16 protein-coding genes are annotated in these 21345 nt (G+C 54.3%); 9 read left to right on the top strand and 7 right to left on the bottom strand.

Going from position 1 to position 21345, the window contains the following annotated elements:
• The first annotated feature begins 4 nt into the window (after positions 1-4).
• Positions 5-844, top strand: coding sequence for a DODA-type extradiol aromatic ring-opening family dioxygenase (locus tag ACK3CJ_RS06185; protein WP_409525572.1), 840 nt, complete (start codon positions 5-7; stop codon positions 842-844).
• A gap of 62 nt (positions 845-906) precedes the next feature.
• Here the strand turns inward: ACK3CJ_RS06185 and ACK3CJ_RS06180 are convergent, their stop codons facing one another.
• The 4 genes from ACK3CJ_RS06180 to ACK3CJ_RS06165 form a co-directional block, all read right to left on the bottom strand.
• The gene (locus ACK3CJ_RS06180) at positions 907-1329 is read right to left on the bottom strand and encodes a hypothetical protein (protein ID WP_409525571.1); all 423 of its coding nucleotides are present in this window, start codon (positions 1327-1329) and stop codon (positions 907-909) included.
• Positions 1330-1352: 23 nt separating this feature from the next.
• On the bottom strand, positions 1353-2441 hold the full coding sequence (locus ACK3CJ_RS06175; RefSeq protein WP_409525570.1) for a hypothetical protein: 1089 nt from the start codon (positions 2439-2441) through the stop codon (positions 1353-1355).
• 147 nt (positions 2442-2588) lie between these two features.
• A complete protein-coding gene (locus tag ACK3CJ_RS06170) occupies positions 2589-4580 on the bottom strand; it encodes a methyl-accepting chemotaxis protein (protein ID WP_409525569.1) in 1992 nt (663 codons plus the stop codon).
• Between the two features lie 98 nt (positions 4581-4678).
• Positions 4679-5584 carry a LysR family transcriptional regulator gene (locus tag ACK3CJ_RS06165; protein WP_409525568.1) on the bottom strand — a complete coding sequence of 302 codons (906 nt, stop codon included), beginning with the start codon at positions 5582-5584 and terminating at the stop codon, positions 4679-4681.
• A 114-nt stretch (positions 5585-5698) separates the two neighbouring features.
• Between ACK3CJ_RS06165 and ACK3CJ_RS06160 the strand changes: the two genes are divergently transcribed.
• Positions 5699-6337, top strand: coding sequence for an NAD(P)-dependent oxidoreductase (locus ACK3CJ_RS06160; RefSeq protein ID WP_409525567.1), 639 nt, complete (start codon positions 5699-5701; stop codon positions 6335-6337).
• Between the two features lie 53 nt (positions 6338-6390).
• Here the strand turns inward: ACK3CJ_RS06160 and ACK3CJ_RS06155 are convergent, their stop codons facing one another.
• Both ACK3CJ_RS06155 and ACK3CJ_RS06150 read right to left on the bottom strand, forming a co-directional pair.
• Complete coding sequence (locus ACK3CJ_RS06155; protein WP_409525566.1) at positions 6391-7698, bottom strand: hydroxyacid-oxoacid transhydrogenase; 1308 nt, start codon at positions 7696-7698, stop codon at positions 6391-6393.
• Between the two features lie 85 nt (positions 7699-7783).
• Complete coding sequence (locus tag ACK3CJ_RS06150) at positions 7784-8125, bottom strand: hypothetical protein (protein WP_409525565.1); 342 nt, start codon at positions 8123-8125, stop codon at positions 7784-7786.
• Between the two features lie 323 nt (positions 8126-8448).
• On the opposite strand from ACK3CJ_RS06150, the gene ACK3CJ_RS06145 reads away from it, so the two are divergent.
• The 4 genes from ACK3CJ_RS06145 (at position 8449) to recB (ending at position 17036) form a co-directional block, all read left to right on the top strand.
• On the top strand, positions 8449-9390 hold the full coding sequence (locus tag ACK3CJ_RS06145) for a DMT family transporter (RefSeq protein ID WP_409525564.1): 942 nt from the start codon (positions 8449-8451) through the stop codon (positions 9388-9390).
• Positions 9391-9472: 82 nt separating this feature from the next.
• The gene (locus ACK3CJ_RS06140; protein WP_409525563.1) at positions 9473-9811 is read left to right on the top strand and encodes a DUF4870 family protein; all 339 of its coding nucleotides are present in this window, start codon (positions 9473-9475) and stop codon (positions 9809-9811) included.
• 47 nt (positions 9812-9858) lie between these two features.
• On the top strand, positions 9859-13272 hold the full coding sequence (gene recC / locus ACK3CJ_RS06135; protein ID WP_409525562.1) for an exodeoxyribonuclease V subunit gamma: 3414 nt from the start codon (positions 9859-9861) through the stop codon (positions 13270-13272).
• A complete protein-coding gene (recB, locus tag ACK3CJ_RS06130) occupies positions 13269-17036 on the top strand; it encodes an exodeoxyribonuclease V subunit beta (protein WP_409525561.1) in 3768 nt (1255 codons plus the stop codon). The genes recC and recB overlap by 4 nt, the downstream gene beginning before the upstream one ends.
• 47 nt (positions 17037-17083) lie before the next feature.
• Here recB and ycaC read toward each other — a convergent pair whose 3' ends face one another.
• Entirely contained in the window at positions 17084-17710 is a 627-nt protein-coding gene (gene ycaC, locus ACK3CJ_RS06125; RefSeq protein ID WP_409525560.1) for an isochorismate family cysteine hydrolase YcaC, read from the bottom strand.
• A 178-nt stretch (positions 17711-17888) separates the two neighbouring features.
• Here ycaC and ACK3CJ_RS06120 point away from each other — a divergent pair, with 178 nt between their 5' ends.
• Genes ACK3CJ_RS06120 through ACK3CJ_RS06110 form a run of 3 tightly spaced genes read left to right on the top strand, consistent with a single transcriptional unit; the run spans position 17889 to position 21340 of the window.
• Entirely contained in the window at positions 17889-18794 is a 906-nt protein-coding gene (locus ACK3CJ_RS06120) for a LysR family transcriptional regulator (protein ID WP_409525559.1), read from the top strand.
• A 57-nt stretch (positions 18795-18851) separates the two neighbouring features.
• A complete protein-coding gene (locus ACK3CJ_RS06115; protein ID WP_409525558.1) occupies positions 18852-20153 on the top strand; it encodes a ferredoxin reductase family protein in 1302 nt (433 codons plus the stop codon).
• On the top strand, positions 20150-21340 hold the full coding sequence (locus ACK3CJ_RS06110; protein WP_409525557.1) for a cytochrome b5 domain-containing protein: 1191 nt from the start codon (positions 20150-20152) through the stop codon (positions 21338-21340). The genes ACK3CJ_RS06115 and ACK3CJ_RS06110 overlap by 4 nt, the downstream gene beginning before the upstream one ends.
• Positions 21341-21345 lie beyond the last annotated feature (5 nt).

The raw sequence follows: 21345 nt of genomic DNA, 5'->3' as shown, positions 1-21345 counted from the left end.
TATTATGAATAGCACACAGATGGAGAGCAGCATGTTAAACAACGCCAGACAGCCAGTCCTTTTTCTCTCTCATGGCGGCGGGCCTCTGCCACTGCTCAACGATCCCGGCCATGCCGGCCTGATTGATGCCTATGCGCAGATCAGAAACAAACTCAAGGCGCTTGAAGAAAAGCCATCCGCACTGTTGTTTATCAGTGCTCACTGGGAGGCCGATGAATTCACGATTACAGCAGCGTCACAGACATCTCTTTACTATGACTACTACGGCTTTCCTGATGCGGCCTATCAGGTGACCTACCCGGTTCCTGGCGCTGTTGCACTTGCCAGCCGAATCAGAGACAAGCTGAACGACCAAGAAGTGCCAGCTCATCTTGATGAAACACGCGGTCTGGATCATGGTGTATTTGTACCTGGCATCATGCTCTTTCCTGAAGCGGAGATTCCCTGCCTCCAGTTATCTTTGTTGAAAACACTGGACCCCGCCGCTCACCTGAAACTGGGACAACTTCTGCAAGAGCTCCGTCAGGAAAATGTGATGATCATCGGGTCCGGATTTTCATTTCATAACATGCGTGCTTTTTTTCAACCCGGCACTCAGGCAGAGGTTGATCTGAATCTCGCGTTTGAGGGCTGGCTGTCTGAAACACTGCTGGACTGCAATGATGCCGAGCGTGAGCAACGACTTCTCAACTGGGAGACTGCACCCGGTGCCCGCTTCTGCCATCCACGCGAGGAGCATCTACTGCCGATCCATGTCTGTGCTGGCGCCTCTGGCAGCAAAGCAAGCCAGCAGTGGCGATTTACCACACTGGGTAGAGAGGGTAGTTGTTATTGGTGGGATTGATATCTGATAATTCAATATAATTGGATGATACGGTATGCAGATTTACATAAATAACAAGCTATTCAATAGGGATAAAGCCACCAATGAATTATTGCAACTGGAATGCCCACACCACAAAGAGCAAACATTCCTCTAGTTAAAAATCTATCAATCGGTTTTATATAGGGCACAACAACCGCTGTACAGATCAAACCAAATCGATGTTTGGTAACTCCGGCATCCCGCTCAGTCTTTATCATTTTTTCGATCTTCCTACGCGAAACTAAAAAAATACTCATATATCCTGCAATATTTAACCAGTGTAGCGGAGGGGGTTCTATACCATCACGCTTCATATCTCTAGTGATGCGTAAAACGGAGTAAAAAAATGATGCTAGTTGGAAGATAAAGCCCAGCATCAGTAGGAAACTAAATACTGGTATAAGAAGGTCCTCAGGTAAGTATGTGCGCGCAAAATCAGGAAAATTCACAAAATAATCACTCATATATAATTTAATTAGTGCATATATTAAATGCCTGAAAATATTTCCGAATAAGCAATTTTGTCATATATCCATTCACCCGAATTTTCACCAACTTTTCCTCCTTTCGTGGCTCCGATATAGCCTGCTGCCGCTACAACAACCACAATACAGCCAATGATTGCCCAGCTTATAGGACCTCCAACTGCCGCTAAGGCCATCATTTTTCCCGCACCACCAAAAGCTGTAAGTGCTGCAATAGTTGAACCACTACCCACTATGGCACCTACTATAAATCCTCCTACTTGCTTTACACTTTCACGATGCCAGTTTCCATCAGCATTACTCACGCTTCTTATCTTTCCAGCTCTGATAGAAGCATCAGCAGCCAAAGACAAAGGAGTGGCTGCTTTCGACATAAACTGCGAGAATTTTTTCAGCAGGTTAGCCTGGAACAAGTCGGATACAAAAATGCGTGAGTCAGGTTTAAGGCGACCACGACTGCGACTGGCCAGAGTGATGCCTCGATTGGCATTATTGATTGCTCCGCCACGGTTCTTAGTGCGCATGACAACTGGTGATAGTTGTGTCATTGCCGTTCTGTGTTCGCTGATCAATACATCGTAGGCTTGAATCGCATTACGTCGTGCGATGGCATCCCTGGCGCCAGCGCCCGGCATACCGGCCGCGGCAGGCTTTTGAACAGCGATGAGAGCGTTTTCATAGTTCACCAAGGCTTTGTGGAACTTAGAAAGATTTTGATATTTAGCCTGGAAGGCAGGGCCTGATGCACCTATCAGGCTGAGTACTCCGTTGAGTTCCTCTTCAGTCAGGTACTTTTCCCAGAACTCAGCTTCTCGGTGTAATGCTTCACCTTCAGCTGACACGGCTTGCATAAGCCAACCACGTTCATGAATGGCCTGTTGATTAAGCGTACGAATAATCGACGGTGCATAAGGCTCAGCTATATCCAGTGTAAAAGCTTGGCCTTCATAGACGCGGCCATTTGCCCCTATGCTATTCACTCGGGAAAACTCTGTGAGCAGCTCTTCGTCAGCTTCTATCAGATCAGAAATGTGGCAGGAATGGGAATTGAAATAGACGGTTGGCATGTCAATATCCTTATTAAAAATCATCCTTTAGGGCAATCCAGCCCCTGTTTGCGCAAAGACTACTGCCTTTTATTGATAGGATCAAGGGCGTTAGATCAGCCCTCAAGGTTCAGCATAAATCCATCCATGGATCTTCTATAGACACTACATGCTTTCGAGTGAGGGCATACCCTACTTCATTGAATTAAGCCGCTTGGCAATGGCATCAATCTCTTCACTCATGCGGCTCAAGTGATTCGAATCATCAGCATTACTGCTGGTCAACGCCTGCAGGCGTGCAACAAACTGGCTCAGGTCATGCGAAACCTTTTGCTGTTCGCGGGCAGCCACTGATATCTGTGTTGCCTGATCCGTGATCTGCGAAAAGGCATCAACTACCTGTTGCAGATGTTCTGCTGTTGTTTCTGTTGAGCTGACTGCACGCTCTGTCTCATTCTGCCCTAACTCCATGGCTGCAACAGAGTCTTTCGACCCGACCTGCAAACGACCCAGCACCTGCTCAATCTCAACCGCTGAGCTTTCACTCTTGGCAGCCAGGTTACGCACCTCGTCAGCAACAACTGCAAAGCCTCGGCCACTGTCACCAGCACGAGCTGCTTCGATGGCCGCATTCAATGCGAGTAGGTTGGTCTGCTCCGCTATGGCACGGATCACACTCAGCATGCCATTTGCCTGACGGCTGTCTTCATCCAGTTTGATAATATTTTTCTGCGCATGGGTGATCGCTTCAGCCAGGGTCCGCATGGTGGCGATGACCTGAGTCATCTCTTTTCCACTGGTGAGCACATCCTGATGAATACGTTCAACCGTAGTCCTGGTTTCATTGGCATACATGGCCACATCTTGAGATGTTGCACCAAGTTCCTCTGTAGCTGCTGCAAGCGTGTGGTTTTCGTCACTCAGGCTATTGGCTTTTTTCAGGAACTCATTACTGAAGCTGTTGAGTCGATCCGCATCTCTGACAAGATTGTTCGATTCATCATGAATCTTTTCAAGCAGTGTTTTAAGCTTCCCACCATATGCATTCACAGCCTGTCGCAACTCGCCCATCTCGTTCATGGTGCCGGTTTCAAGCGCCTGAGCAGTACCCCCGTCAACAAGTTCCTGAATCTGGGACGTGGTTTGCTGGATTTTAGCCAGCAGATTACGAAAGAAGAGCGCAGCAATGATGCCGACCACCAGCAATAGCGCACCTATTGCCAGCATCAAAAATAGCCCCATGCTCTGAGCAACTTCTGTCATCTTGCCTTTGGGTACAATCAGGCCTATTGTCCAACCCGTTTGAGGATGCTTGATCAGATCAACATAAGCCGCTTCACCAAGTATGGCATCATCTTTGAGTTCGAGTAGTTGGGTATCCTGCAGATTGCCGGCGGCATTCAGTGCCTCACTGAGCCATGTTGTCTGGCGTGCCAGTTCATCGGCTGTCATCAGGGAATCATCTGACTTCACTATCTGTGCCGCCGATTGTGGAAAGCTGATCATCTGCCCTGTTGAGTCGATCGCAAACACATAACCACCATTCTCACGACCATGTCGCTCCAATACCTCAGTGATGCCATCGAGCATCATATCTACTGTGGCAACTCCCGCAAACCGGCCGCTTTCACGGATGGGGATAGTACAGGTCACCATTGGAATCTTGGTGAAAGGATCAATATAAGCTTCTGACCAACTGCAGCGATCTACGGATGCATTACGACCGACTTGATACCAGCCTTCATTGTGATAACCAGAACCACTTGGGTCATTATAGTCATCTAGATACTCGATACCGCTGCTTGAGCGTCCCCAGAAGAAACTTCGGCGCTCTACCCCTTGGGTAAAAGCATTCGGCTCCGGCCAGATACCGCCCCCTGCAATAGCAGAGTCTCCATGATTATCGATAATTGAGGGAAAAATCTGCTTGAACAGCTCTTCCTCTTTCGGGAGCTGTGTCGTGGCAAGCGCAAGGGTACTGGTAAGAAGCTCGATCTGATCCAGATTGGCGCTCAACAGGTCGGAGAGCCCCGCCTGATTGACCGTGATCTGCTGTTGCCGCTCGATGATAAGATCAGGTTTGACCTTCATCTCCACAACCGCAAGGATAACGAGTAGAGCCAATACCAGTATGATGGCCAACCCTAGCGTGATTTGCTGACGGATCATTAAGACGGGCTTCATAAAACGTTATCCTGTATCTACGAGATGGTTTATAAGCTCATAAAACTTTTAACACACCCTATCTGGCATTCACAGTTAAATGCCCATATAACTTCGAATCAGCACTTGGCTTGCAGGTAGCTGCGAAAAAATGCCATAAACGCTCGAACCTTGCTCGGCACATGGCGCCCCGGTGGATAGACCGCATGTACCCCACCCTCCGGTAGCGACCAGTCTTTGAGAATGCGCACCAGCCGCCCAGTGCGCATATCTTCTTCAGCGGTGATATCGGCCATCACCGAAATCCCGGCTCCGGCTTCAAGCAATGCACGCAGACTGGCAGTGGAGTTTGATTTGAAGCGCGCCTGCATCTGCACTTTGCACAGTTCATCCCCTCTTTTGAATGTCCAGGTCAGTGGCGATGTGAGGGGGGTGAATATCACCCAGGCATGTTCGGCAAGCTCTGCAGGATGCTCCGGTGTGCCGTGCATTTTGAGGTACTCGGGTGATGCCATCAGAAACTGCTCAAAGCTCGCCAGCTTTGCTGAACGCAGTGTGGAGTCCTTCAGCCAGCCCAGCCTGAACGCGAGATCAATCCCCTCCTGCACCATATCACTGACACGATCACCACTGCGCAGCTCTATTCTCAATTCCGGATGACGCTTGCCGAACTCGACCAGCGCTTGGCCGAGCACCTGAGCCGCATAATCCTCCGGTGCCGTTAGGCGCAACTCCCCTTGAAGCTGATGATCGTCTGCTTCGACAGCTGACAAGGCGCCCTGAATACCATCCAACAGCGGCTGACACTCGCGATAAAATACTTCTCCCGCCTCTGTCAGATGCACCTTGCGCGTTGTGCGATGAAACAACGCGACACCCAGATGAGTTTCGAGCTTACGAATCTGCAGGCTGACCCGGGTTTTGGTGCAGCCCAGACGATCCGCGGCAGCTGTAAAACCTCCCGCCTCTACCAGAGCCAGAAAGACCGGCAGTGTGTTGAGATCAAGCCCTTCCTTAACCGCCATGGCACGCCCCCATTGTTATCATTTAAATAACAGTAAATTATCAATAGGTGTATTTTTAAAATCAATAGAGTGGATGACAATAGCGCCATCGCAAACACACATGAGGAAAGAAATATGAATATTGCACTGATCGGCGCCAGCGGTTTTATCGGCTCATCCCTGCTGGAAGAAGCACTGACACGTGGTCATCAGGTGAAAGCTCTGGTCACACGTCCAGAGCGGGTAGCCAGCCGCGATAATCTGACAGTTGAAAAATCTGACGTGATGAATACCGCAGCGCTGGCTGAACAGTTGAAAGGGGTCGACGTTGTACTGAGCGCCTTCAGTGGCCATGCCCAGGAGGATGTGTATGACTACTACCTGAAAGGTTTTGAATCTACCTTGTCTGCAACGCAATCCGCTGGCGTACCGCGTCTGTTGATTGTCGGCGGCGCAGGTTCTCTGGAGATTGCTCCTGGACAATTGCTGATCGATACAGCCGAGTTTCCGGCCATGTATAAGCCAACGGCCGAGGGCGCCAGAACTGCACTGAAGCAACTTCGTGCTCAGACAGCTCAGACCTGGACCATGCTGTCACCCGCTGCCGAGATTTTTCCGGGCGAGCGCACCGCACAGTTCCGCCTCAGCACCGACACACTGTTGACCGATGCCGAAGGTAACAGCCGCATCTCCGTACAGGATTATGCCATCGCCATGCTGGATGAACTGGAGAATCCTCAGCACGCCAACAGCCGCTTCGCTGTAGCTTACTGAGGCAAACAGCAGAGTAGCCACTCGGCACAGGTCGGTTCACATGCGCGACGTTCTCACCAGTAACGCATCGCGCCTGCGAACAGCTGTGCCAGGTGCTGCTCTTCCACTGCCTTGGGTGCATTCTTAATCAAGCGCTGCTGTGCCCAGGCACCGGCAGCGAGGGTGTCGATATCACCTTCGTGATAACCGACACCACCCACTCCATTGGGAATCTCACAGAACTGCATCAGCTCGATCAACCGGCTCGCAACACGCTCACCGGCATCGTCCAACACTGCACCCTGAATATCCGCTCCCAGCCATCCGGCTGCATGCAGATGGCGTTCAGGACAGGCATCAGCAGTAAAGCGGAACACGGCCGGCGCATTGACGATCACCGACATTCCATGCGGTACCATCGGTTCATCCTGAGGATAACCTGGTGCTCGGAAGTCACGCACGCCACCCGCCACTGCGTAAGACATGCCATGTGGAAGATGCACGCCTGCATTACCAAAGGCAATTCCAGCCAGCGTCGCAGCCCACATCATGCCATCACGCGCTTCATGATCACTGGCATCCATGACTGCACGCTTCAGATACTGCCCCGTCAATTGCAGCGCCTTTTCACAACCGAAATCGCTCCAGGGGTTGGCGCCCTGGCTCATCGGCCGCAGGGTCGGGCGGTCGGCTCTTGCACGCTGCGTGTGCGGGAGCGCCGTATAACTTTCCAACGCATGCGACAACACATCAAAACCTGATGCCGCAACAACTGCCCGGGGCAGTGTATAGGTGGTCGTCGGATCGATCAGTGCAAGGGTTGGGCGAAGATAGCGTGATGCAATACCGGTTTTAACGCCCTTCTCCACCCAGTCAAAAACCGAGATACCGGTACACTCTGCTCCGGTTCCACTGGTGGTAGGACAAGCGATATGCGGCTTGAGCGGACCAGGCACAGGCCTGCCTTCACCGAGCGGTGCATTAACATAAGCAGCCAGTTCAGCCGGATAGGTCGCATAGAGGTTGGCTGCCTTGGCGGTATCGATAACAGAACCGCCACCAATCGAGAGATAACCGTCAAACTGCCCTTCACGGGCAAACTGAGCTGCCTTCAGGAAGGAGGCATCAGAAGGCTCCACTGCCACTTCATCATAGATCACCACATCCAGCCCTGCCGCCAACAGCGAACGATGCACGATAGAGACATGTTCGAGCTTAGCCAGACGCTGATCTGTGAACAAAGCAATACGCTTGAGGCCAAGCTGGCGAGCATGGTCACCGGCTTCTGCAAGTGCTCCGGGGCCAAAGGTTATTGCAGAGATATCAACCGAGAAGACAGCATCGCCGCCCTCAGTATGAGCATAATGATGACAACAAGCCATGTAACAACTCCTGGTGGACTGAACAGGCAGCCCTTACCAAGCCCAGCAACGTGGCCAAATGCAGGTCCACGCTGTACGAATTGATCTAGTGCCTACCCAGAAACTGGTTAATGAGTCGTACCAGTATAGTATGGAAATACTCTTCCACATCCTCGATTTCACGTTCAAAAAATGCCAGATAACGTGATGCCTGCTCGTGGGTCAGGACCTTCCCCCGAACGGAATACTGCATCTCGTCCTGCGATTTATCGTGACGGGGTACCAGTTGCCAGTTCACCAGACCTGATTCGTAGAAGGCAATTTCCTTCTGAGCATAGACACAAAAACCCTCGACGTGATCAATTCCATCAGGCCCAAGACAACCCGGTTCTACTCGGCATACAACGGTCAGTTTTTTATCTTCCGGCAAGGGTAACTTGGTGCTCATCTGTTTATTCTCATGCCTTGCTCTGAAAGATCGGAGCGGTATCAGGGATGCCTATCTGGAATACATTAGCCCCTCCTGTCTTTAAAAAAATCCACAAGAACGGGGCCGCTTGCAAATTCTACTCACTGCCTCGCCTTGAGGCCAACAAAAACAGCAGTTGATAATATAATAAGCGCTTAAAAAAGCTTGGATTTAGCCCTGCATTGAGTAGACTGGATCGATCAAATCTTACATCAGGAACACCTCATGTTGACCCTGTTACCTCGCGCCAGATTTTTACGCGGAGCGGTGGCGCTCCTCTACTTCAGCAACTGGTTAAACTCATGAACAACAACCAGCCAATCACGAGCCTACCTGCTCAGCAGATTGCTATCAGCACTGAGCTGCGACTCGGTATCCTGCTGGTGTTCGGCGCAGCCTTTGTCTGGAGTTTTGGCGGTACCTTCGGGCGCCTGCTGAGTGTTGCGGATAGCTGGACAGTGGTGTTCTGGCGCTCCGTCTGGGCAGGCCTGTTTCTGATCACCTTCATGCTGCTGCGCAATGGCCTGCGTGAAACGTTGGTCATGTTCCGTTCTATGGGATGGCCTGGGATCGGGGTCGGTCTTTGCTTTGCAACAGCATCCACCTCCTTTGTAGTGGCACTGAACCATACCACCGTCGCCAATATTCTGTTGATTCAGGCAGGCGTGCCGTTGATTGCGGCATTGATCGCCTGGATACTTTTTCGAGAACGGGTCAGTGGCCCAACCTGGCTGGCAATCGCCGTGGTGATTCTGGGTGTCGGGGTGATGGTGTCTGAGTCTTTTACCGGCAAGGTATCGCCCATCGGGGACTCACTCGCGTTGGTGATCGCCTTCTGCTTTGCCATAGCCACAGTGATCACACGCCGTTATTCGCATGTACGCATGGCGCCAGCCGTGTGTCTCGGCACAGTGATAGCGGCAGTATTGGCAGCGCTGATGACCTCGGGCTTTGCCACCAGCACGCTGGATATGGGTATTCTGTTTGCGTTCGGGGCGCTTAATCTTGGGCTCGGACTGGCGCTGTTCGTGACCGGCGCCCGTCTGGTACCCTCTCCTGTTGCGGCATTGATCGGCACTGCCGAACCGATGCTCGGGCCACTCTGGGTGTGGTTGTTCCTGAATGAGATCCCCGGCATCTCAACGCTGATCGGGGGTGGTATCATACTCACTGCTCTGCTGGCTCACCTGACCTGGCAGATGTTGCATCATCGCCGTGTCATGGTGGGGCCAACGCCCAACTGACACAGCTCTGATCGGTAGCTACTGATCCGCAACTACTGATCTGCAAAGCACTGAATCTGATCGAGGAAAGGTACCAATGGAAATGAAACAGCAAGACGATATCACCGTACCGCTGATTGTGTATGTGCTCTATCTCACTGGGCTGTTTGTCGGTGTGACGGTCATTATTGGGCTGGTGGTGGCCTATATGCAGCAGAAGACAGCCCCCGAGTGGATGAAAAGCCACTACCGATATCTGATCCGTACCTTCTGGGCGGGGCTGGTACTGTCTATCATCGGCTTTGCCACCATGTGGCTACTGGTAGGCTATCTGATTCTGATGATCACCATGTTCTGGTTTATTTTCCGTTGCGTGATGGGGCTGATTCGCCTGCAGAAGCGCGAAGCGGTCAAGCACCCTGATTCCTGGCTGTATGGCTGATGGGTTTATCGTAAAACCTGCCGTTTTATTGATACAAGAGGGCCGTGATGGACAGTCAGATCGAAAATGGATTTATGGTGATTCAGGGCAATCGTCTTGAAGCACTGCGCGAACTGGCTGTGCAGTGGCTGCGTCGCTATCCGCTGAAGCCGCTGGAGAATGAAACGATACTGGTGCAGAGCAATGGTATTGCTCAGTGGCTGAAGCTCGCTCTGGCTGAAGATGAAGATGCCGCCAATGGCGGTGGTTGCGGTATTGCCGCCGCTCTGAATATCAGCCTGCCCGCGCGTTATATCTGGCAGGCCTACCGCGCCGTGCTGGGCGATCTGCCCGACTCCTCCCCTTATGATAAACATCTGCTGACCTGGCGCCTGTTGCGCATGCTGCCGGAGCTGCTGGATGATCCGGTGTTTGCCCCCCTGCAACGATTTCTGCGTGATGATCAGGATCTGCGCAAGCAGTTTCAGCTGGCACAGCGTCTGGCAGATCTGTTCGATCAGTATCAGGTTTACCGTGCCGATTGGCTCGATGCCTGGGCGGCTGGAGATGACTCGATGTTTACCGAGGGTGGCATGGCCTCAAGCGAGCAGGTGTGGCAGGCTGCACTCTGGCGCCGGATCATCGCTCAGATGCCAGAGGATCAGAACAACACCAGCCGTGCTCAGGTGCATCAACGTTTTCTGAGTGCCGCCAAAGCGCTGACTCCCGAGACTCGCCCTGCCACTTTGCCACGGCGGGTTGTGGTGTTCGGTATATCCTCTTTACCGCAGCAGGCGGTTGAAGTGCTCAGCGCTGTCGCCAACTGCTCGCAGGTGTTGCTCTGTGTGCATAACCCCTGCCAGCACTACTGGGGCGACATCGTCGAGGATCGGCACCTGTTCAAACAAGCGTTTGCACGCCACGCCAGCAAGTGGAGTGGTGAGCTGACCGATGATGACCTGCACCTGCATGCACACCCCCTGCTCGCTTCCTGGGGTAAACAGGGGCGCGACTATATCCGCCTGCTGGATGAACATGATCAACGCCATCAGTATGAGCCCCTGTTCCAGGGCAATCAGCTCAGTATCGACCTGTTTGAAGAACCAAGCGCCACAAGCCTGCTGGCCCAGATGCAGAGCGACATACTGAATCTGCGCAACCCTGCCGAGATCAAATCACTGGGCAGAACACCCGATCCACAGCAGGATCGCAGCCTGAGTTTTCATATCGCGCACAGTGCTCAACGCGAAGTGGAGATATTGCAGGACCATCTGCTCGCTGCTTTTGCCGCACAGCCGGATCTCCGCCCGCGCGATGTGCTGGTGATGGTGCCCGATATCAACCTCTATGCACCGCATATCCGCGCCGTGTTTGCCCAGATCGATCAGGCTGATCCGCGTTTTATCCCCTACACCCTGTCGGATCAGGGGCAGCGCCAGCAGGCACCTTTGCTGATCGCGCTGGAGATGCTGTTGAATCTGCCACGCTCACGTTTCAGCGTCAGTGAGTTGCTGGATCTGCTCGAAGTGCCGGCCGTGCGTGAAACCTTCAGTATCCGTGAAGAGGATAAACCCCTGCTGCACCGCTGGGTGGAGGGCGCAAATATCCGCTGGGGACTGCATGCCCGCCAGCGCGAACAGTTTGATCTGCCGCCCGGCAGTGAACAGAACACCTGGCAGTTCGGCCTGAAACGGATGCTGCTGGGCTATGCCGTCGGTCAGGGGGATGCCTGGCAGGCGATCGAGCCCTATGCCGAGATCGGCGGGCTGGATGCGGCGCTGGCGGGCTCGCTCGTGCGTCTGCTCAATGCGCTGGAGGAGTACTGGCAGTGCCTGCAGGAGCAGATGACGCCGCAAGACTGGGTCGCCTGCCTGCGCCAGCTCTGCCAGCGTTTTTTCAGCGCCACCGACAGCCGCGATGAACTGCTGCTGACCCGGATAGAGCTGAGCCTGCAAAACTGGTTGGAGGAGTGCGAAGCCGCTGAGTTTGATCAGCCACTGCCACTGGGTATCGTACGTGAGGTGCTGTTGGGCCAGATCGATCAGAGCGACCTGAGCCAGCGCTTCATGGCCGGCGCCGTTAACTTCGCCACCTTGATGCCGATGCGGGCGATCCCCTTCCAACATATCTGCCTGCTCGGCATGAACGAGAGCGACTATCCGCGCCAGGTACCTGCCGTGGATTTTGATCTGATGCGACATGACTACCGGCCCGGTGACCGTTCCCGACGCGAAGATGACCGTTATCTGTTCATGGAGGCGCTGTTGTCGTCCCGTGATCAGCTCTATATCAGTTGGGTCGGACGCAGCATCCGCGACAACACAGAGCGTCCCCCCTCGGTGCTGGTGGGCCAGCTGCGTGATTATCTGAGTGATCTTCACGGCAAGCCGCTGCTTGAGGGGCTGACAAGCGAATACCCCTTGCAGCCGTTCAGTCGCCGCTACTTCACCGCAGGTTCCGGTTTCACCACCTATGCGCGTGAATGGCAGGCGGTGCATGAAGCACAGGACACAGATCTGGCAACACCTCTGCCCCAATATCAACCTGAACAGCATCTGACCCTGGCACAACTGGGCGCCCTGCTGCGCGATCCCGCCACGCAGTTTTTCAAAGAACGTCTGGGGGTTCAGTTTACACAAAGCGATGTCACCGGCGAGGATCAGGAACCCTTCAATGTAGATGGTCTGTCACGCTGGCAGCATCAGGACCAATTGCTCGGTCAGATCCGTCAGGCACTCGATCTGCAACAGCAACTGGAGCCTCAGGCAGCACTGGAGGCATTGGTGCAGCGCCAGCAAGCCAGAGGTGCACTACCCTTGCCACCTTTTGGCCCCTGTGTGGCTGAACAACTGATCGCTCCGCTCGCGGCACCGCTGCTGCAGTACCAATTGTTGTTGTCGCTCTGGCACAAACTCCCACCGGAGGAGATTACCCTCAGCCATAAAAGTCTGACGCTGCAGGACTGGCTGAGTGATATCCGCCGTAATGAGGCCGGTGAGCGACTGCGTCTGATTCTGCAAACCAGCAATATCCATGAGGGCAAAACCTGGAAATGGCACAATCTGGTGCGTCAATGGCCACTGCATCTGGCGGCTCAGTTGAACGGCCTGACCAGCACCCGCATTCTGGGCCCACAAACCGATCTGCTGCTGCCCCCTCTACCGCAGGAAGAGGCGAAACATCTGCTGACAGAACTGATGGCACACTGGCTGATCAATTTGAATGAGCCACTGCCGATCGCCTGCAAAACCGCCTGCATCTGGCTGACCGACAACAAAGATCGCGAAAAAGCTGCGCGCGATGCCTATGAGGGCGGCTTTCAGCGTTTTGGCGAGGTCAGCAACAGCCAGGCTCTGGCCAGACTCTGGCCCGATTTTGATGCCCTGTTCAACAGCGGCGACTTTGATGAGCTGAGCCGGGCACTTTACGAACCGATGATCCAGCAATGTGGCAAGCAGACCGTAGCGGAGGATGAGGCATGAGCGGTATTGATCTGCATATCCCTACCTTTCCGCTACGTGGCAGCAGTCTGATCGAGGCCAGCGCCGGCACCGGCAAGACCTTCACCATCGCCCTGCTCTATACGCGACTGATCCTGCAACATGGCACAGAGCAGGCGTTCAGCCGTGCGTTGAGTCCTGCTGATATTCTGGTGGTAACCTTTACCGACGCCGCCACACAGGAGTTGAAGGACCGTATCCGCCAGCGCCTGGTCGAGGCCGCTGCGTGTTTCATGCAGGATCCGGCGAGTGCCGTTCATCATCCTGAAGATCCGCTGCACCAGATACGTGCCGATTACGCGCCCGAGCAGTGGCTGACCTGTGCCCGCCTGCTGCAACTGGCTGCACAATCGATGGATGAGTCGGCGATCTCGACCATCCACAGCTGGTGTTACCGCATGCTGCGCGAACATGCCTTCGACAGCGGCAGCCTCTTCACACAAAATCTGATCACCGATCAGGCAGAGCTGCTGGCGGAGTTGATACGCGATTATTGGCGCATCCACTTCTATTCTCTAGGAACCGCTGCTGCGAGCCTGATTCTGAGCGAATTCGCCTCGCCGGAGATGCTGCTGAAGGCGATCCAGCCCCTGCTGCGCCGGATCGAAAGTCAGCTAACCTATGCAGGCCAACCGCTGGCAGCCGACACGGATATTCGTCTCATACTTGAAAGCTTCACGGCCAAAGCAATAGAGCGAGCGCGACTTGAGCAACAGGCAAGAGATCTCTGGCATGCTGACCTGAAGACCCTTAACGCCCTGTTACAAGCGTTGCGCCCGAGCCTGAATGGCAGTCGTTTCCGACGCAAGAAAGAGGATGCCGACTTCGACCAGATGCTGGAAGATCTGGCGAGCTGGTCACAGGGCGCTCCGGCACCGAATGAGCTGAAGTATCTGGCCGAGGGTGAGATCCCACTGAGTGGCGGCAAGAAAGCCCCACCACAACCCCAGCATCCCGCACTGGCAGCGATCGGTGAGCTGCTGAATATTGATGCTGATGATGAATCGAGCACCGCCCCGACACTGCGCGCCCATCTGCTGAGCCACGCCAGCCGCTGGATGCAACTGCGCCTCAAAGCTGCACTGCTGGAGCGAGCTGAGCTCGGTTTTGATGACCTGCTGCAGCAGCTCGATAAGGCACTTGGCAGTGATCAGGGCGAGCATCTGGCCGCCACGCTGCGACGCCAGTACCCGGTGGCGATGATTGATGAGTTTCAGGACACCGACCCACTGCAGTATCGCATCTTCAACCGCATCTATGAGGTTGAGCAGAATCAGCAAGACACTGCACTGATCATGATCGGCGATCCCAAGCAGGCGATCTACTCCTTCCGTGGCGCGGATATTCACACCTACCTTAAAGCACGCGAGGCCACCGAGGGGCGGCACTTCAATCTTAAAACCAACTACCGCTCCACTCAGGCAGTAGTCAAAGCGGTGAACACCCTGTTCCAACAGGCGGAAAGCTTCGCCGAAGGCGCATTTCACTTCAAGGTCGAGGATGATAACCCCGTGCCTTTTGTCGAGGTGGATGCCAAGGGGCGCGACGAGCAGCTGATACTGGATGATCAGCCTGCCAATGCCCTGACCTGGTGGATGCTGACAGATGATGACCCGCTTATATCCGTCTCGGACTACCGCAATAGAATGGCACAAAGCTGCGCCAGTCAGTTGGTACAGTGGCTGAATCAGGCAGGCAACCACAAAAGCGGATTCAGACAAGATGATCAACTGACCCCACTGCAACCGGCAGATATCGCGATACTGGTGCGAGGCCGGAGCGAAGCCGACGCGATCCGCAAGGCACTCAGTGCACGTGCGCTGGCCAGCGTTTATCTATCGGATAGGGAATCGGTTTTCAGCACACAGGAAGCACGCGATATGCTGGTCTGGCTGCGCGCCTGTGCCGAGCCCGGCGATGATCGCAAGCTGCGGGCCGCCCTCGCCACCCCATCACTGGAACTCCCGTTGACGCGACTCGATCAGTTGAATCGTGATGAGCTGATCTGGGAGAGTGAAACGGAGCATTTCCGCACCTTCAGCCGCCTCTGGTACAGCCAGGGCGTGCTGCCGATGTTACGCCGCCTGATGCAGGTGTATGAACTGCCACAACGACTGCTGAGCAAACCGGAAGGGGAACGCAGCCTGACCAACCTGCTGCATCTGGCCGAATGGCTGCAACAATCCAGCGTACAGCAAGAGGGGGAACAAGGGCTGATCCGTCATCTGGCCGAACAACTGGAAGAGACCAGCGAGGAGCAGATACTGCGTCTGGAGAGTGATGCCGATCTGATCAAGGTGGTCACGATTCATAAATCCAAAGGGTTGGAATACCCGCTGGTGATGCTGCCCTTTATCAGCAGTTGGCGCGAGGTGGATGGCAAGACCACCGAAGTGGCAATTCAGGAACCGAACGTTCAGAGGCTGGAGATAGCCGGAAGTAAGCTAGCCGCCGATGCCTGGCGGAGTGCCGACCGGGAGCGTCAGGCTGAGGATATGCGCCTGCTTTATGTCGCCCTGACCCGCGCACGCCATGCGCTCTGGTTAGGCATTGCGCCATTGAAAGTTGGCAACAGCAAGAGCTGTGATCTGCACAAGAGCGCCATCGGCTACCTGCTGCAGGGGCGTGAAAAGATCGAGCCGGACAGCTTGAACAACCGACTGAATGAACTATGCCAACTAAGTGAGCATATTCAGTTGACCTGTGCACCGGATATTAGGGACCAAACCTTTACGCCACCTGCACTGCAAGCCCTGCAACCGGCACAGACCGCGACGCGCAGCCCGCGTGAGTTCTGGTGGATCGCCAGCTACTCTGCCCTTCAGTACTCATCTCTCCAACACTCTGCCCTTCAATACTCTGCTCATCAGACAGGTGCACAGCATGAAGCCGTTGATCCGGCTGATGGCACAATACCGGATGAACCGGAAAACGCCATCCAGGCCACACAGGACGAGGAGCATGAGGTCAGCAAGGCAGATCGTGTGCTGAACCAGCCAGACACAGGCGAACAGCAACTGCACCGTTTCCATCGCGGCCCCAATCCTGGTACCTTCCTGCACGGCCTGCTGGAGTGGGCGGTGGCCGAAGGGCTCGAGCAGGCTGCGAATGATGACAGCGCGCGGCGCGACATGCTCGCCAGGCGTTGTCAGATCCGCGGCTGGGATGGCTGGATCGACCCGCTGGATAGCTGGCTGAAGCGTTTTCTGAACACCGAGTTCCGGCTGGAATCCGCCGATAATCCGGTCGTCTTCCGCCTGACCGATCTGACTCAGTGCCAGGCCGAAATGGAGTTCATGTTCGCTAGCCACCAAGTCTCGACTCATGCACTGGATAACCTCTGCCGACAACACCTGCTGCCCAGCCAAGCGCGCCCAGCCCTGCTGCCCAATACCATCAACGGCATGCTGAAAGGCTTTATCGATCTGGTGTTTGAGCATCAGGGGCGCTACTACGTCGCCGACTGGAAATCCAACCACCTTGGCCCGGATGATCAGGCCTACATACGCGAAGCGATCCACAACGCCGTGCTGGAAAAACGCTACGATGTGCAATACGCCCTCTACCTGCTGGCCCTGCACCGCCTGCTGAAAACACGCCTGACCGATTACAACTACGAACGCGATATGGGCGGCGCCCTCTACTTCTTCCTGCGCGGCAGCGATGCCCCGAGCCAGGGCCTGCTGTTCGACAAGCCACCGGCTGAGTTCATCAACGCAATCGATCAACTCTTTCGCATTAGCTGAACTGGAAAAACTGCCCGACAATCAGTATTGACGTCGGGCAAGGGGGATCATTTATCAGCTGTCAGCGTCATGTAGCTGGTGATCAGATTCCGATAATCAGGAATATGGTTGGAGAAGAGTGCTCCCAACCCCTCGACATCATTACGCCAGTCGCGATGCAGCTCACAGGCGGCACCGAACCAGGTCATCAGTTGAGCACCGGCAGCAGACATGCGATCCCAGGCTGCATCACGAGTCAGCTCGTTGAAGGTACCGGAGGCATCAGTGATGACAAACACCTCGTAACCCTCTTCCAGTGCCGACAGCACCGGGAAGGCCACGCAGACCTCTGTCACGACACCTGCCACAATCAACTGCTTCTTGCCGGTCGCCTTCACAGCCTTGACGAAATCATCGTTATCCCAGGCATTGATCTGACCGGGACGAGCAATATAAGGAGCATCCGGGAAAGTTTCCTTCAACTCAGGTACCAACGGGCCATTCGGGCCATTTTCGAAACTGGTGGTCAGGATGGTGGGTAAGCCAAAGTACTTGGTCAGATCCGCCAGAGCCAGAACGTTATTCTTGAAACGATCTGGATCCATGTCACGCACCAGAGACAAAAGACCTGCCTGGTGATCAACCAGGAGTACCGCAGCATTGTCTTTATCAAGACGGGTATAAGATGTGCTCATGAGATTTTCCTCCAAATGGGTGCGGCATTCGGCGCCACACCGACTCCATCTGCAGCCTGCTTCGGTCATGAACCAGGGACTACAGATGCATGGGTACAGAATACATTTCGATACAATCAGCCTGTAGACTGCTAAATTGATACTGAGCGTTCCCTTATTAGAACAGTGGAGATGGCTGATGCTGAATCTTAACGATCTTTTCTACTACGCCCAGGTGGTGGAGCATGGTGGATTTGCTCCAGCCGGAAGAGCACTGGGCATACCCAAGTCCAAGTTGAGTCGCCGGATCTCAGCACTGGAGGAGCGTCTGGATGTCCGCCTGATTCACCGCACCACTCGCCAGTTCACGGTCACCGAGGTCGGGCGCACCTATTACGAACATTGCAGAGCCATGCTGATTGAGGCTGAAGCGGCACAGGAGTCGATCGATACACTGCGAGCAGCACCACGGGGCATCATCAAGCTGACATGCCCTGTCGGACTGCTTCATTTCCATGTCGGTGCCATGCTGGCTGATTTCATGGCACAGTGCCCTCATGTCACCGTGCATCTGGAAGCCACCAACCGCCGCGTGGATGTGATTAATGAAGGGGTGGATATCGCCATTCGCGTTCGCCCACTACCACTGGAAGACAGTGATCTGGTGATGCGTGTGCTGTCTGATCGAGGCCAGTGTCTGGTAGCGAGCCCATCACTGGTAGAGCACCTGGGCATGCCTGACTGCCCCGAAGACCTGAGCCAGTGGCCCAGCCTCAGCCGCAGTACACCGCATGAAGCACACGAATGGATTTTGCAACACGTCGATGGCCAGTCCGTGGTTGTAAGACACCAGCCCCGCTACGTAACAACCGATATGGTAGCGCTGATGAAAGCGGCATTAACCGGCGTCGGCATCGTACAGCTGCCGATCCTGATGGTTACTGAGGAACTGAACAAAGGCACCCTGATCAGGCTGCTGCCGGACTGGCCACCACGCCGGGAGATGATTCATCTGGTCTTCCCATCAAGACGAGGCCTCCTGCCCTCGGTCAGGGCACTGATCGACTTCCTGGTCGTACGCTATACTGAGTTTGACGAGGATTAAGCCAGTCGCGGCACAACAGTGATTCGGAAAAAACCGACCAAAAGGAGATTGTGAACAGTGATAAAACGATGGCTTAAGCCCGGTGATATCTTGCTGATCGCAGTGGTTGTGGTGCCGGTTCTGCTGATTATGCCCAGCCTGATGCAGGAGGCCTGGAACCAGCCTTCAGGTTTTTTCCGTGGTCTGGCTCGCCTGGCCGGTGTGATTGGCCTGTCGCTGATGTTGCTGGCAGCGATGATGAGTATTCGATTGCCATATCTGGATCGACTTTTCGGTGGGCTGCCACGCTTATGGTCGCAGCACCGTTGGGTTGGCTTTCTGAGCTTCATGCTGGTGATGTTGCACGCCTGGGGGCTGAGTTTTTCGGTCATCACCCGAGGAATGGAACCCGCCATGACTGTGCTCTTCCCACCACTGAGTTACTGGCCAGTCTGGATGGGCTGGCTCGCTTTGGCGCTAATGGTGGCCTTCCTGGGCCCCACCTTTCGATTTGCCGGCCGCCTTAACTATCAGCAATGGAAGCGACTGCATCTCCTATCAGCACCGGCAACCGTCGCAGCGCTGGCACACACCCTACCGCTGGCAACCTACCCCCTGGTATGGTGGTTTCTGGGTGCTCTTGCCATCGGCGCCATTATCTGGCGTAAGGTGTTGTCACCCTCTCTGGGTCAGTTTGAATACGAAGTGGTGGAGGTGAATACGCTGGTGCGCGGAGTGGTCGAGATCAGTCTGAAACCCAGAGGCAAACCCATACAGTATGAAGCGGGGCAATTCGTCTATCTCACCCCTTTTGACGACAGCCTCAGTAATGGAGTCGGTGAAGAGCACCCCTATACTATTTCTTCCGCGCCCACTGATGAGTATCTGAAAGTCGGCATCAAGGATCTGGGAGATGCCAGCCGCGCCATTCAAACTATCAGAAAGGGCAGCAGGGTTCAGATAGAGGGACCTTATGGCGATTTCTACGAACGGCATTACCCGCAGAAGCAACAGCTCTGGCTTGGTGGAGGAATTGGTATAACACCTTTTGTCAGTGGTGCGCGGGATATGGCCGGCCAGGAAAAGCCGGCTGCACAGGTACACCTTTTTTACCTGGCCAATGATCCTTCCAGGGCCTATTTTACAGATGAACTGAAAGAGATAGCAGTTAAACAGCCAACCTTCGATCTGACCCTGCACCTGTTCCGGGAACAGAGAGCAATGACAGCGGCATTTCTGCAGGAGCACTGCCCAGACTATCGTGAGCGTGAGATCTATATGTGTGGCCCGGCACCCATGATCAACCATTTGAGAACACTCCTCATGCATGAGGGTGTCCCTGCCTCGGCTATTCACTTTGAGGTCTTTGATTTCCTATGAACAAATTAGCCTATACAACACTCATCGCATTTATCAGCAGTATTCTCACCCTGGTCGGCGCTTACTGGCTGGTACCCAGCCATGCTCAGTCTGATTCTCAAGGTCGGATAATCAGCCTGGAGGAGCTGGCACAACACAATCATGCCGCGAGTTGCTGGAAAGTGATCGATGGTCGTGTTTATGACATCACCGACTATATCGACGAGCACCCCACTCCGGAATCCGTGCTGACCGACTGGTGTGGCATGGAGTCGACCGAAGCCTGGTACGATAAGGGTAATGGCCGCCCCCACAGCCCGGGTGCTCTAGTCCTTCTGGCACAATTCGACATAGGTGTGCTGGCGGGTCATGAAGCAGCAGCCCCTGCTGTAACAGACATAGAACCACAAGCTGACAACCTGGTGCCCGAAACATCTGCACCCGCCGATGAGGTGTCAACTCAGGTAACCCGGCTATCCATCCCTGCCATGCAACTTGCCGATGGCAGCTATTACGCTGAATCCGAGCCCAGCAGTCGCGGGCTCAATGCCATTCTCGAAATGACAGTAAAAAATGGACAGATTATCGGCATCTATTTTGATGAGATTCGTCGCAATGAGTCCAGCAGTGTCGAGTATCGTAAGTCTGCAGACCTGGAGTATGCCGACCGCTGGCGCCAGGTCAGCGGTGTCAGCCAATTGTCCGCCTTTCCGGCACTGGAGGCTCAATTGATGCAGTCAGGTAGCCTGGCTGAGGTCGATGCAATCACCGGAGCAACCAGTGCTTATAATGCCTTTTCGGCACTTGCTTCTGAGCTGATGGGAGAGCAGCAAGCCGTGGCAATTGCTCGGGTTGATAATCAAGGTTATCGGGATGGTAGCTACTATGCCGAGTCAGAGCCGGACAGCAGAGGCTGGCGTGCTCTGGTGGAGATTACTATCGTCAATGGACGTATTGCCTCGGTATACTACGACGAGATTCAGCGTGACGACGAGGGAGTGTTTCAGGCGCGTAAATCCGATGATCTTAACTATGCCGACAGATGGCGCCGCGTCAGCCAAATTAGTCACCTGTCTGCATTTGAAGGCTATGAGAACCAACTGATGCTGACCGGCTCCATTGATAATGTGGATGCACTGACAGGTGCGACCTCGGCTTTCGAATCTTTCAGGCGCTTGGTACATAAGGCCCTCGCTGAGGCACACTAGGTACC

The sequence above is a fragment of the Nitrincola salilacus genome, assembly GCF_046271865.1.
Lineage (GTDB): Bacteria > Pseudomonadota > Gammaproteobacteria > Pseudomonadales > Balneatricaceae > Nitrincola > Nitrincola salilacus.
This window is presented reverse-complemented; position numbering and strand designations above follow the sequence as displayed.